This is a genomic window from Gilliamella sp. wkB112 (assembly GCF_001690685.1).
GTDB classification, from domain to species: Bacteria; Pseudomonadota; Gammaproteobacteria; order Enterobacterales; family Orbaceae; genus Gilliamella; species Gilliamella apicola_J.
The window spans coordinates 143,660-157,644 of record NZ_LZGL01000017.1; the positions used below are offsets into that span (position 1 = coordinate 143,660).

Annotated in this window: 11 protein-coding genes; all 11 read right to left on the bottom strand. The window is 38.4% G+C overall.

Annotated elements, in window-relative coordinates; genetic code table 11:
- Nucleotides 1-11: 11 nt before the first annotated feature.
- The 11 genes from A9G12_RS07375 to A9G12_RS07425 all read right to left on the bottom strand — a co-directional run bounded on the left by A9G12_RS07375 (nucleotide 12) and on the right by A9G12_RS07425 (nucleotide 13,876).
- Nucleotides 12-683: a methionine ABC transporter permease gene (locus A9G12_RS07375; protein ID WP_218056602.1), complete on the bottom strand. Its 672-nt coding sequence runs from the start codon at nucleotides 681-683 to the stop codon at nucleotides 12-14.
- Complete coding sequence (locus A9G12_RS07380; RefSeq protein ID WP_065565205.1) at nucleotides 683-1,702, bottom strand: methionine ABC transporter ATP-binding protein; 1,020 nt, start codon at nucleotides 1,700-1,702, stop codon at nucleotides 683-685. The genes A9G12_RS07375 and A9G12_RS07380 overlap by 1 nt, the downstream gene beginning before the upstream one ends.
- Before the next feature lie 3 nt (nucleotides 1,703-1,705).
- A complete protein-coding gene (locus A9G12_RS07385; RefSeq protein WP_065565206.1) occupies nucleotides 1,706-2,524 on the bottom strand; it encodes a MetQ/NlpA family ABC transporter substrate-binding protein in 819 nt (272 codons plus the stop codon).
- Nucleotides 2,509-3,684, bottom strand: coding sequence for a pyridoxal phosphate-dependent aminotransferase (locus A9G12_RS07390; protein WP_065565207.1), 1,176 nt, complete (start codon nucleotides 3,682-3,684; stop codon nucleotides 2,509-2,511). The genes A9G12_RS07385 and A9G12_RS07390 overlap by 16 nt, the downstream gene beginning before the upstream one ends.
- 404 nt (nucleotides 3,685-4,088) lie before the next feature.
- On the bottom strand, nucleotides 4,089-5,591 hold the full coding sequence (locus tag A9G12_RS07395; RefSeq protein ID WP_065565208.1) for a hypothetical protein: 1,503 nt from the start codon (nucleotides 5,589-5,591) through the stop codon (nucleotides 4,089-4,091).
- Between the two features lie 396 nt (nucleotides 5,592-5,987).
- Nucleotides 5,988-7,526 carry a hypothetical protein gene (locus tag A9G12_RS07400; protein WP_065565209.1) on the bottom strand — a complete coding sequence of 513 codons (1,539 nt, stop codon included), beginning with the start codon at nucleotides 7,524-7,526 and terminating at the stop codon, nucleotides 5,988-5,990.
- Nucleotides 7,527-8,047: 521 nt separating this feature from the next.
- A complete protein-coding gene (locus A9G12_RS07405; protein WP_065565210.1) occupies nucleotides 8,048-9,406 on the bottom strand; it encodes a hypothetical protein in 1,359 nt (452 codons plus the stop codon).
- A 394-nt stretch (nucleotides 9,407-9,800) separates the two neighbouring features.
- On the bottom strand, nucleotides 9,801-10,253 hold the full coding sequence (locus tag A9G12_RS07410) for a hypothetical protein (RefSeq protein ID WP_141674120.1): 453 nt from the start codon (nucleotides 10,251-10,253) through the stop codon (nucleotides 9,801-9,803).
- A 12-nt stretch (nucleotides 10,254-10,265) separates the two neighbouring features.
- Nucleotides 10,266-10,859, bottom strand: coding sequence for a UbiX family flavin prenyltransferase (locus A9G12_RS07415; protein ID WP_065565212.1), 594 nt, complete (start codon nucleotides 10,857-10,859; stop codon nucleotides 10,266-10,268).
- 14 nt (nucleotides 10,860-10,873) lie between these two features.
- Nucleotides 10,874-12,352, bottom strand: coding sequence for a UbiD family decarboxylase (locus tag A9G12_RS07420; RefSeq protein WP_065565213.1), 1,479 nt, complete (start codon nucleotides 12,350-12,352; stop codon nucleotides 10,874-10,876).
- Between the two features lie 315 nt (nucleotides 12,353-12,667).
- On the bottom strand, nucleotides 12,668-13,876 hold the full coding sequence (locus A9G12_RS07425) for an aldose 1-epimerase family protein (RefSeq protein ID WP_065565214.1): 1,209 nt from the start codon (nucleotides 13,874-13,876) through the stop codon (nucleotides 12,668-12,670).
- Nucleotides 13,877-13,985: the final 109 nt, after the last annotated feature.

A 13,985-nucleotide genomic window follows, 5' to 3' on the forward strand; every position in this document is an offset into this window, starting at 1 on the left:
TGTGTTACCGACTATTTATAGCTTCTATCAAAATGGTTAGCTAATTTATCTCCTAAATATTGGATTAACATTACCACCATAATAAGAATGACAATACATAAAACCAGAATTTCCGTGACATAACGTTGATAACCATAACGGATTGCTAAATCACCAATTCCACCGCCACCAACTACCCCTGCCATGGAGCTAAAGCTAATCAAAGAGATTGTGGTCACAGTGGCATGACGAATTAATTGTGCCAGTGCTTCTGGAAATAATATGCCCCCTATAATACGAATATGAGATGCCCCACTCGCTACGGCGGCTTCTATTACGCCTTTATCGATTTGGCTAAAGGCATTTTCAGCCAATCTGGCATAAAACGCGATTGCCGCTAAAGCTAATGGAAAGATCACTGCTTTCGGCCCTACGGTGGTACCCACAAATAACGCGCCTAAAGGTAATACAGTAACCATAAGGATCAAAAATGGAATCGACCGCGTAGCATTGATAATAAAATTGGCAATGCTATTAATCACAGTATTTTTAAAGAAGAATGGACTAGACATTAAAAACAGTAATAGCCCAATCAGGGTACCAAATATGATCCCAGCTAATAAAGACCAGCTAACCATGATGAAAGTTTCGTAAGCGGCTTGCCATAACATTTGTGTCATTTCAGCAATTGTCAGTTTTACCATTAATTTATGTCCTCAATAATCACACCTTGATGTTGTAATTTGGCAATTAGATTAAGGATATTCTCAGGTTCACCAATGAGTTCGATCACTAAATTGCCTAGTGCTTGTTCATTAAAATACTCAATGAAACCATGCAAAATGTTGAAAGCAACCTTGGTTTCCATTGCCGCTTGGTACAAAATCGGCTGGGTCGCGTTTTCATTAACATAACGCAAACGCACTAATTTGCCTTGAGCATTTTGTTTAATAACTTCAGGTAGATTGGTATTTTCATCAACATTAAGGAAATTTTGGGTAAATGACTGTATAGGTCGCGCAAATAGGTTGAAAGTGTTATTAATTTCCACTATTTCGCCTTGCGACATCACCGCTACGCGATGGCAGATTTTTTTAACTACATCGATTTCGTGGGTGATCAGGACAATAGTCAAACCAAATTCTTGATTAAGCTGCTTAAGTAACTCTAAAATCGCTGTGGTCGTAGTTGGATCAAGGGCGCTAGTCGCTTCATCACACAGCAATATTTTAGCCTCATTGGCTAACGCGCGGGCAATGCCGACGCGTTGCTTTTGCCCACCACTAAGCTCGGCTGGATAGGCATTGGCTTTATCGCTCAAGTCCACTAAGGTTAGCAACTCTTGAACTCTATTTTTAACAGCATCACCTTTTTTGCCGGCGGCTTTAAGTACAAAGGCAATATTTTCATATACAGTCTTTGATGAAGCCAGATTGAAATTTTGAAAAATCATACCGACTTGGAACCGAAAGGCCTGTAGTTGATGGCCAGTCAGCGTTTTAATGTCAGTACCGTCAATAATAACTTGCCCGGACGAAGGATCGGCCAGGCGATTTAGCGTTCTTACCAAAGTACTTTTACCGGCGCCACTAGAACCTATAATGCCAAAAATTTCACCTTTACTGACATCAAATGACACATTTTTGACCGCTTCAATAACATGATCTTTCGATTCAAACCGCACCGATACATTTTTTACTTGAATAAGGGAGTTATTTTGCATAATTTAAAATAATTGATAATCCGGTTTTTGAAAGGTATAAAAAATACCATTCTTGTCTTCAATCACTTGTGAAAATTCAGGTGATTTAAGCACATCAATAATATCTTTACCTAACGTGTCTTTAGATTCGCTACGAATCGCAATCACATTTTTATGATCTTTGTCTAAAATTTCAGTATACAGGGCTTTAGACAGATCCAAACCAGCGCCAATCGCATAATTACCATTAACTACCGACAATACCGCACTGTCTAATGAACGAGGAGTTTGTGGAGCTTCAATTGGTACGATGTTTAAATTATACGGATTTTCGACAATGTTATTAGGAGTAAGACTATTTTTATCAATATTAGGATCTAACTTAATCAAACCTGCAGCTTGTAAAATTCTTAATGCGCGGGCTTCGTTAGTTACATCATTGGCAATGGTAACTTGATCGCCACTTTTTAACTGCGAAAAGTCAGTAATTTTATTAGAATAAATGCCGGCACCCGCTGTTGGCACAAAACCAATTGCAGTAATATCTAGATTGCGTGCCTGTTTAAAATTATTAAGGTAGGTAAGGTGTTGGAATAAGTTAGCATCAATTTCTTTATTCGCTAATGCAAGATTAGGTTGCACATAATCACTAAATTCGCGAATTTCAACACTATAACCTTTTTTGGTCAATTCTGGTGCTATAGCTTGTTTAAACATATCTCCATATGGCCCGGCAGCAACGCCAACAATAATTTGGTTGTCTTTTTTGGCATTGTCACAACCAGTTAACAAGGTAAAAGCGGCTACAATAGCCACACTTAATGCGATTATTTTTTTAAACATGATAATTTTTCCTTAAATTTGGATAGTCTTTCTAAAGCTTCTATTAGCGTTTGTTGCTGTTTAGCAAAATGGAAACGAATATAGCGATATTCCGGATGTTTGAAAAAAGCTGAACCCGGCACGGCGGCAACACCGACTTCTTTTATTAACCATTCACAAAACTCAAAATCCGTGGCAAAAGGGTTAAAGGCAGAAATATCCACTAACACATAATAAGCGCCTTGAGGTTCGTAATATGGCAAGCCAATCTTATCCAAGCCTTGTAAAAATAATTGCCGTTTTGCGGTATAAGTTTCAGTAAGTTGTTGGTAATAATCATCACCGAGAGCCAGCCCGGCGCAAGCTGCTTTTTGTAGCGGCGCCGCGGCACCAACAGTTAAAAAGTCATGCACCATTTTACAACCATCAATAATGGCTTTATCGGCAATAATATAACCCAAACGCCAACCAGTTATGGAATAGGTTTTCGACAACGAACTACAAGTTATAGTGCGTGATTGCATGCCGGGGAAGTTAGCTAAATAAAGGTGCTGGTAAGGCTCAAAAACTATATGCTCATAAACTTCATCAGTAATGACATAAGCATCAAACTCAATAGCCAGTTGGCTAATATAGTCAAGTTCGGCTTTACTAAACACCTTACCACAAGGATTGCTAGGGTTACATAAAATTAGCGCTTTAGCACCCTGTTCAAAAGCTTGCCGTAGCTGTTGTTTATCAAACTCAAATGTTGGTGGAATTAGGGGAACATAAATCGGCGTAGCATCCGACAAAATAGCATCGGCACCATAATTTTCATAAAATGGCGAAAAGATGATAACTTTATCTTTAGGGTTACAAATAGTCATCACCGCACACATCATTGCCTCGGTACTACCACAAGTAACCAGCACGTTTTCATCGGGGTTGATGTCAATATTCATCAATTTTTGCTGTTTGTTAGCTAAAAGCTGGCGAAACTCTTTCGATCCCCATGTAATTTCATATTGATGCGGTCCCTGCTCCGCCGCTTGTTTAAGGGCATCAATCAGTTCTCTTGGTGGATCAAAATCCGGAAAACCTTGCGACAAATTGATGGCGTCATATTGATTAGCAATTCTAGTCATGCGCCGAATAACAGAGTCAGAAAAGTGGTCTAGTCGATTAGCGAGTTTATGCATGGTTTAAATATTAAGTAATTACAAAGGTTAAAAGTATAATACAAAATCACGTTTTTTCTGTTAAATAATATATTTATATATATTTATAATTTTTATTTATAACTAAGCTAATTAATATCCACACCCAAGTATAAGAGTGATGTACGCCTGTATCTTAAGTGCAATTTTTTCCCATGGATATAATTAGCGTTTTTATACATAAACGTATAGTAGTTTGGAAATATCTTGACAAAGATACGAAGGTGGAAAAATGAAAAATAGGGATGTACACTAATCCCCATTTATGTGTATGTGGCTAATGAGTTCATTTAAAATTCACAATGACAAATGTCCAAACGTCTCACTTCACTCTACAAAGCAATGGCAACAATTGCCATTGCTAAATTATAACTAAATTCTCAATATTAAGGATAGGTACACAACATTGTTAGGTTATCGGCATATGTGTAGTTATAGTAAACATCACCATAACCAGAATAAACTGAGTACTGGGCGTTTCCATCATAAGTATAACGGTCACTTGTCCAATAGCGTTCGGTTAAAAAGCCTGAATCGCTATATGGCCACATCTCGCCCCATTCGCTGAAAAATCCCCCGCCAATATAACGCATAGAATAATGAGAATTTGAGTTCGGCGTGGCGGAAGTAAATCCCTCATTCAATAGGTCACTCGCATTGGTTAGATCTTTTACCTGTGGCACTCGATAACCCATTCTTGAGCACCAAGAGATGGTTTCTGAATACGTCTTCCGAGCCTCTCCTTGATTTATAAACCAATGCTTTAACTCAAACCCATATTTTACTATCGGTTGATTACTACTATCGTAACCCACTAACTCGATGCTCTGTGGTAAAGATGGTTTATAGGATGATGATGCTGTAGGACCAGTTAAGGTGACACGAACATTATTTGGTTCATTAGGTGTTGGAGCCATGCTAGCGGTAATACCACCTTTGGTAACTGCTGGCCAAGTTAAGGGACCTGTACCTGCTACATCTAAATCAAAATACATCATGTTAGCCGCCGTAGTTGGGAAGTTACGACTGTATGATGCAGAGGAAACTGATTGAACAAGGAAGCCTTTTTCAGGGTTAAACATATAAGAAGGGCTTACCTGCGCCGCTAATCCCTGTAAAGCTGGTCTAACATAACAGATAGTTGGATTAGATGATTTTGGATTAAAATAATAAGTAACACTACTACTAGAGAAACTACTACTATCTGGTATTCCATATTTAGTAGTTAACTTGCCATCCGTACTAGTTAATACCATTTTATAAGGAGCACCACAAATACTTAACACTTCGCTACGACTAATTGTTCGATTATTTTTATCAGTAATAGTAACACTCAAATTTCCGGTCACACTTATACCATTGGTACCCTGACCATCACCATCATCATCACCCCAATAATTATAAGGAGGACCTATGAGTGCACTTAAAGCTATTGAGTCAGTATTGTTAGGGATCAACATATGCACATCAGCTAAAGTTTCATCGGCATTAGGTAACTTTATAGGGGTTGTTGCGGAGGTATTAGTCGCCGGTGTTATGGTTGTACCATCGGATAGCTTAATAGCCAATAAATTATTGGTATCAGTTGCTTTAGTTACACCGCCATCAAAAGTTAAATAAGGCTTACTACCATTTATAATCTGTTTTGTTGTCGCGGACAATGCCGATAAGGCCTGAGTATTTGCTGAATAGGGTAATAATAATACACCAATTAACCCTAAAGGTAATTTCGATGAGCATTTTGAGAATAAGTAAGATAGCGGAGAGGACAATGATAACACCGGATGACTAAGAGTTAAAATACCCCTTAATTGTAACGATTTAACCAAGCTGTTTTTTAAAAGATTTTGAACATAAAGCTGCCAGTGCTGTATCATATTGTTATGCATTGCGTCCCTTGCGATAAGTATATTCATGTTTTAATAGAATTTTTATACTTGATTGCTTATATGCTAAGCTAAATTCATTTTTAACCTATAAAATTATAATAGCATAAAAAAATTTAACTACCTATTAATCTAAAAATTTGTAAATAATTGTAAAGAGAAGTAGATTTACTCTTAATTATAGTGACCGGATAATTATATTTCGCAATAGTTCAAGTGCTATATCCTAGCTGATTTTATACACAAACGTATAGCAGTTTGGAAACATTTTGACAGGCATAAAAATGCCTGCGTTGATTGTTGGCATTTTTAAAACACGGCTTGGGTTGCCCTGCCGCTGCAACTGTCCATTGTCTGCTTAACCTTAATTACTCCTTATAAACACCAGCGACTTAAGGACTAAGGATAGACACAAATAGCTCTATTATGGTAAAGAGTGTAGGTCGGTTGAATCAAGCCTCCACCCAACCATACCGTGAGATGGTCAAATGTCGTGTTAGGAACGTGGTGATCAGTCCAATAAAATTCTAAATCATCATCAACCCTACCCCATTCAGATACAAAACCCGCACCAATCGTATACTTTGCTAGGTATGTTCCTGACGACGGGGTACCGGACTCAACACCAACGCACTTCTCAGGATTCTGAGGGTCTTCACATGTCGCGTTGGTTAACTCTTTTATTTTTGGTATACGATAATTTCCTATACTTGCACACCATGATGATTGTACTTCAAAATTAGCTAGCTTTTCTTCACGAATCACAAACCACTGCTTTAATACAAAGCCATATTTTACTACCGCTCGATGATTACTATCATAACCCACTAATTCGAAAGTCTGTGGCAAGGATATTGCGCTAAGTCTATTCGGTGAATTTGAATTACTTTGGGCTTCTGTTGCCACTGGCCCCGTAAGAGTAACCCGCACAGAAGAGGCTCCATCAGGGTTATACCCCCTCTCTACAGGTGGGTTGAGCGTCATGGTAGCAGTAATACCCCCCTGAGTGACAGTTGGCCATGTTAACGGACCGGTGTTATTACTTATGAGCAGATCAAAATGCAGACTATCCATACCTGTGGTTGGAAAGTTACGCTCATAAGATGACAGTGTAGTGGATTGCACTAAATAACCTTTTTTAGGATGCCAGGTAGTAGGATCGCCTCCGTCGAGAGCGGTAACATGAGGCCTTACATAGCAGATAACCGGATCGGCTTTAGGATTGATATAATAAGTAGCGCTATTGCCAGTAAAATTACTACTATTGGGCAATCCATACTGGGTAGTTAAACTACCAGCAGTACTGGTTAATACCACTTTATAAGGCGCTTGGCAAATATCTAATGTTGTATTACGACTTACAACTTGATTTTCTTTATCAGTAATACTGATACTTAAACTACCACTAGCAGTGATGCCATTGGCACCATCTCCATCTCCATCATCATCGCCCCAATAATTATAAGGTGCTCTAATCAAATCGTTCAAAGTGATTGAATCAGTAATGGTTGGCGGCACCAACATACTGATATCGGCCATGCTTTGATTTTCTTCGGGGAGCTCTATTGGATTGTCTACGGTTGAGGTATTGGTTGCCGGAGTAATAGTAGTACCATCGGATAGCTTAATAGCCAATAAACTATTGATGTCAGTTGCTTTAGTTACACCACCATCAAAGGTTAAATAAGGCTGACTACCATTTATAACCTGTACCGTAGTGGCGGATAATGCTTGGGTATTAACTGAATATGGTAACAAGAATACTAAAACTAAAGGTAGTTTAGATAAACGGTTTAAAGTTAAGTAATATAGCTGCAATAACCGCAACAAATCTAGATAATTAAGAGATATAATAACTCTTGAATGTAATAATCTGAATAAAGTGTTTTTGAGAGGATTTAGGACATAAAGGTGCTGGTTTCTATAGTAATTTTGCATAATTTCCTATCTATCAAGTAAATTTTATTTGAATTTTTTTGTTTTGCTTGCTATGAATAAAACTGCATCTATGTGTTAACGTTAAAAGTATAACGTCTTAAAAAAATTTAACTACCTATTAATCTAAAGATTTGTAAAGAACTGTAAAGAGAAGCAAATTTACCCTTGATTATAATGACTGGATAATTATATTTCGCAATAGTTCAAGCACTTTCAGATTCAATGATGATAAACAGGATTAATATTCATTTTTATTGAAATGATACTATTAAGCCTTAGCTGATTTTATACACAAACGTATAGCAGTTTGGAAACATCTTAACAATAATTAAAACATGCCAGCGCGATTGCTGGCATTGGTTGGTATGGTGTTGGCGGTCGTAAATAGTTATCTTTAAGATAACAGCCGCCTTTTGCTTGCCAACTCTGTCGGCTCGGGTTGCCCCTGCCTCTGCAACTGTCCTCTTGTTGCTTAAACTTTATTACCCCTTATTAAACGCCCGCGACTTAAGGATTAAGGACTAAGGATAGACGCAAACCCCGAGGATGCTGTTGAAGGGGTTGTAGCTTTGAACCTCGCCGCTGAGCGAGTAGACATCAAACTGGTTCGAACCGTCGCTGTCGCTTGTCCAGTATGTGTCGTAGGTGAAGCCGGCAGCGGGATAATTGAAAAGGTCGCCCCATTCGGGGAACAAACCCGCACCAATATTACGTTGGTAATAATTACCATCTGATGACGGCGTGGCGCCCACTGCTCCAGAACGCACAGCGTTAGTTAAGTCTTTGACCTGCGGCAGACGATATCCACCACCTAAATTGCGACACCAGGATGATTGGTTAAAAGCATTAGCACGTTTCTCTCCGCGGTTAACGAACCAACGCTTTAATACAAAACCATATTTTAATACCGCTTTATTATTACTATCATAACCGACTAGCTCAAATTGCTGCGGCAATGTAGGAGTAGCGACTCTACCTGGTGAGTCTGAATTAATTTGGGCTTCTGTTGCTGCCGGACCGGTGAGGGTGACACGCACCGAAGAGGCTCCATCAGGGTTAAAACTACCATCATTAGGTGGGCTCAGCGTCATAGTGGCAGTAATACCCCCCTGAGTAACGGCTGGCCAAGTTAATGTTGAGGCATCAATACCCCCTGCCAATAAATCAAAACGCAGATTATTAGCCCCGGTAGTAGGGAAGTTACGACTGTAACTTGATGACTCAGTGGATTGCGCTAGAAAGCCTTTATCTAGGCTCCAGATATCGGCAGGGCCGGCGTAGTTGGCTGTGCCAAAGGCCAGATTCGGTCTGGCGTAACAAATTTTAGGCACAGATGGACTGATATAATAAGTGGCAGTACCATCGCTGAAACTACTACTATTAGGCAGCCCATACTGGGTGATTAAACTACCACCAGTACTGGTTAACTCTACTTTATAAGGCGCTTTACAAATATCTAACCTGGCACTAGGATGCACTACTGCTAGATTGTCTTTATCGGTAATATAAACAGTTAAATGCCCCGTAGCAGTAACACCATTAGTACCCTGACCATCACCGTCATCATCACCCCAATTATTATAAGGTGCACCAATTAGATCACTTAGGTCAATTGCATTCTTTGCGGGTGGTACCATCATACCAATATCTGTAAAGCTTTGGTTTTCTTTGAGTAAGACTATTGGATTACTTGCAGTTGAAGTGTTATTTGCCGGAGTGTAAGTAGTTTGAGTCGTGCCATCAGAGATGGTAATACCTAATAAACCATCCGTAGTAGTGACTTTAGTCACTCCATTATCAAAAGTTAAATAAGGCTTACTACCATGAATCACCTGCGCCGTAGTCGCTGATAATGCTTGGGTATTTTCTGAATAGGGCAATAATATAACAACTAACCCTAAAGGTAATTTTGATAAGCCTTTTGAGATTAAACGAGGTAACTGTGATAACCACGATAAAACCGGATGACTAAGAGTAAAAATGCCCCTTGGGGGTAATGATTTAACTAAGGTATTTTTTAAAAGATTTAGAACATAAAGCTGCCAGCGCTGGTGTCTGGTGTCTGGTGTCTAATATTGTACTGCATAGCGTCCCTTCCGTCAAGTATACTTATGTTTTATTTAAACTTTTTATATCTAATTGATTATATACTAAGCTAAATTCATTTTTAATTTTTAAAATTATAATAGTATGAAAAAAATTTAACTACTGTTTTAATCTAACAATTTGTAAAGAATTGTAAAGAGAAGCAAATTTACCCCTAATTATAGTGATTTAATAATTACCATCTACGATATCTCTCTGCCAGTGGATTTTATGGGCAAAACCAATAACGTTATTGGTCATTTTAATTTGTTGTAATTGCAATGACCAAATAGGCGCTTTAATAATTCTGGCAAATGGAAAGGCTTGATAATACTGTTGATAAGCAGCTTCGGCTGCTTCGCCTGCCAGTTGACTGGCTTTAGCTTGAAATTGGATCCCTTTAATTTGCGCTACCGTTTTGGGCGTAAGGCAAATAGTCCCCGCCACCATAGGATTATTTAGCATCGCTTCTGCATGTTTAGTTTTTAATTCCGATAGTAGATATAAATTTAGTAAATCTTGGTCAAATACATAAAAAGCATTACATGCCCATGGCAGCTGATTCGGCAATACGACATTTAGTGAAAGTACATGCTGTTGTTGTATAAATTTGCTGATTTTGGGATTTAGTTGCATATGCATATTTGTTAATAACTAGACAAGTTTACGGTGTAAATGCAGGTCTTCACCCCAACGAGGCAATGACGGAATATCAATATCAAATAGATCTAATGCTCTAGCCACACTATGAGTGATCATATCATCAACAGTATCAATGTGTTGATAGAGGGCCGGAACCGGTGGAAAAACGATCCCACCCATTAAGGTTACCGCTTCCATATTTTTTATGTGACCTAAATGCAGTGGCGCTTCGCGCACCATTAACACCAACCGTCGCCGCTCTTTTAACACCACATCCGCAGCACGAGTTAACAAGTTATCGGATAAACCATTGGCTATAGCCGCCAATGATCGCATCGAGCATGGTGCAATCAGCATACCCATGGTTTTAAATGAGCCACTGGCAATGGCTTCACCAATGTTGTTAATGGAGTAGACTTTATCGGCAAGTGCTTCAATTTGTGCCAGGCTTAGGTGTGGCACTTCATAAGATCGGGTTAATTGTGCCGCTTTGGAAATCACTAAATGTGTTTCAATATTTAAAGGTTGTAACAGCTCTAAGGCTTTAATGCCATAAGCAAATCCTGTTGCGCCACTAATACCAATTATGATCCGTTGCTGTGCCATGTTAATTCCTATAATTATTTGAAGTTAGGTAAAAAACGTTTTACGTCAACTTCTTTAAAACGTGCGCGTACGAATTGTTCTTTTAGATTAAAAGGCACGGTGCAGTCAAAAATAACTTTGGCCGAGCTTCCAAATTGCCTGATGAATGGACTATATTCGGAGCGTTGTGATGGATCGAGTGGATGGCATCTTACTCCTGAAATTGTTGAAATATCAATATCACCCTGAAAACGAGTATTCATAGCCCAAAGTACGTCATCGGTATCATAGATATCGACATCTTCGTCTACCAATATCACATGCTTTAATTCTGAAAAAGCAGCAAATGCCAAAATCGCAGCCTGTTTATGCTTGCCTTCATCAGAAGGAACCGATTTTTTAAATTGTAGTATGGCTAAATATTTACCTCCGCCTGAGCGATGAGCGTAAACATTTTGTAGCTTACCTGGCATAGCGGCTTCGACCATTTGTAAAATACTGGCTTCGGTTGGAATACCGGCCATATTAACATGCTCTTCGCTTGGGCCAATGCAGGTTTGATAAATCGGATTTTTGCGGTAAGTAACCGCTTTAACTTTTATTACTGGCAGTGATTTATTGGCAGGCCCGGTATAACCAGGGAATTCCGGCATAGCTTTACCGGTATGGGAATTTTGATCTTCCTCTACCCGAACATTAGGTAAAATTTCACCTTCTATAACCACTTCCGCATTGGCAATGGCTTTAGCATTAACGGTTAAGCAATCAACTAATTCAACTGCCCTACCGCGAATGCCACCCGCTATGGATAATTCGTCAAAACCGAGTGGTGTAGTTGGTGGTTCAAAGCAGGCAGATATTTCAATCACCGGATCAACGCCAATGCTGATCGAAACAGGTAATGGTTTACCCATTTTTTCAGCTTTTTCCCGAAACACATCAATATGCCGCCCGGGAACAAAATAGATCGAAATTTCATCTTTACTTTGGTAACACATTCGGTGAATGGTTACGTCACTTTCACCAGTTTCCGGATCACTAGCATATAACATGCCAAGGGTAATATAAGGGCCGGCATCTTCTTCGGTATTAGTTGGAGCCGGAACTAATTTACGTATATCAAAATCCGGATCGCTAGCTTTATGAACAACTTGCTGGCAAACAGCTTGTTCACGAGCAATAGTAATAGGTGAGATTGGATTGGCAATGGCATCTTTTAATAAAAAGGCTAATCTATTAGGTGCACAACCGAATAGATGAGCGACTCGTTCACGGGAAGCAAGTAAACCAATTAGTACCTTAAATTCATCAAAACCTTGTACTTTATTAAAAATCATCGCTGGACCAATTCGGGTTGGTCTTTTTACGGTTCCGCCTGCACCCACATAACGATAAACCCCCGCCAATTCAGCCATTGGGTCGACAGGAGTATCAGTGGTAACTAATTGCTCGGGAATTTGCTCAAGTTGTTTGATTGCATCACGTAAATCATATGAGCCTGTTGGATTTGCCATAATAACACCTACTATTTATATAACACTATTAACTTACAACTTGTAGCCATAACCAAGTTGAATATGATGGTTATTAATTTCAAAAGCTGATTTCAAATAAACCAATTCTAGTAATAATACTGTGATAAATAACAGCTTTCAAGCAACGATGAAATAGTTACATTAAATCTAATCACCATACTACAACATAGCAGATAAAATTATTTTATTATTAATGTTGGACTTTAATTTGATTGGATAATAGAAATGGAAAATAACCTACTAATTTAATGTATAATCTTACAACTAACCTCCCTGTTAGTTGTAATACCAAATTTATTCTTTAGCCATAGGTTGATCGACAACTTTGGTTTCTTGATTTCCTTGAATAGTTTTAATCTCATCAGCATATTTAGCTACTGCATCTTTACTAGAGAGCAAACTATAAGTAAGAGTAAATTGCGTACTTTGTCCCGGTTCTAAATGACGCACACGTTTTTGTTCACGTTCTATTGTGACAGGATACGCAAAACTTGTTCCTGGCTCTAAACCTGTTACATAACCTTGTTTAAGGGTATCTGTGTTTTTCCACAATGACAAGACAGGGAGTTCGTTTGTATTAAAGGCTATACCCGCGGCTTTATCACCAGCCTTGTTGGTTACCATAACTTGAGTATTGCCCTTTGCATCGGCAAATGGATAAACATTAAAGACCATTTCATCAAAGTCTTTGGTAGGTCCTAAATAAGTTTGCCACGTTTTTAATCCATCTTTAGCATAATCATTAAATGGTGAGATTTCTTTTACTGGAGCTACAAATTTTGCGCCCTCTTCTAAAATTGGCGTACCAAAATTGCTGTGGTAAATTATTTGATAATCACGAGTATAGTCACTGTTATTAGTGACAACGTCGTGTACGGTAAAATATTTAGTACTTGGAATATAGCTTAATGATACCGATGTTTCTAAATTACTTTTTTTGAATGTATTTTCTTTAATTAAACCTTTGATGGTGATGGTGTAAGGGGCTTTATCTGATACATCTACAATTAATTTTGATACCGGTGTATTTTGTGCACGCCCATGCAAAGTATACATCATACCATCCGCTTGAACTGCATGCCCTGTCCACTCAAATCCACAACGCACCATCATTTCATTAAAGCCATCCAACCAACCGATACCACCACGACTTTCTAAATTAATGAATTTAGGATTTACCACTTCATTAACAGGTGAATCCCACCCCATGCGAATGCCATCGCCAACTACTGATAAAATACCTAATCCGCGAGTAGGGATCAATTTTATAGTTAAATTGTCGCTAGCAATGGTTAATACCTCTGAACCATCTTGTTTACCACCCTTAAGAACCGTATTTTGAATGGTAAATTTTTCATTTTTTATGCCTACATCTTTACTAGACAGAGACCAGTTACCTTTATTAATACCTTTTTCATTATCTGTTAATACAAACTCTTTTGCATTGGCAGTATAAGACGTCAAACTTAATATTATAGCTAATGAAATAATTTTAACTTTCATATTGATTCCTCATAAGTTAGTTAATGAACCTGAATCGTTTCAGTTAATATGTCATAACTATCTAATATCATCAAAAGAAAATCACCAGAAATGCGAACTCATTCACACT

What these genes read in the sequence shown, in the direction of transcription:
- A9G12_RS07375 (WP_218056602.1), bottom strand. Translation starts at nt 683, where the DNA reads ATGGTAAAACTGACAATTGCTGAAATGACACAAATGTTATGGCAAGCC.
- A9G12_RS07420 (WP_065565213.1), bottom strand. Translation starts at nt 12,352, where the DNA reads ATGGCAAATCCAACAGGCTCATATGATTTACGTGATGCAATCAAACAA.
- A9G12_RS07410 (WP_141674120.1), bottom strand. Translation starts at nt 10,253, where the DNA reads ATGCATATGCAACTAAATCCCAAAATCAGCAAATTTATACAACAACAG.
- A9G12_RS07390 (WP_065565207.1), bottom strand. Translation starts at nt 3,684, where the DNA reads ATGCATAAACTCGCTAATCGACTAGACCACTTTTCTGACTCTGTTATT.
- A9G12_RS07415 (WP_065565212.1), bottom strand. Translation starts at nt 10,859, where the DNA reads ATGGCACAGCAACGGATCATAATTGGTATTAGTGGCGCAACAGGATTT.
- A9G12_RS07380 (WP_065565205.1), bottom strand. Translation starts at nt 1,702, where the DNA reads ATGCAAAATAACTCCCTTATTCAAGTAAAAAATGTATCGGTGCGGTTT.
- A9G12_RS07385 (WP_065565206.1), bottom strand. Translation starts at nt 2,524, where the DNA reads ATGTTTAAAAAAATAATCGCATTAAGTGTGGCTATTGTAGCCGCTTTT.
- A9G12_RS07395 (WP_065565208.1), bottom strand. Translation starts at nt 5,591, where the DNA reads ATGCATAACAATATGATACAGCACTGGCAGCTTTATGTTCAAAATCTT.
- A9G12_RS07400 (WP_065565209.1), bottom strand. Translation starts at nt 7,526, where the DNA reads ATGCAAAATTACTATAGAAACCAGCACCTTTATGTCCTAAATCCTCTC.
- A9G12_RS07425 (WP_065565214.1), bottom strand. Translation starts at nt 13,876, where the DNA reads ATGAAAGTTAAAATTATTTCATTAGCTATAATATTAAGTTTGACGTCT.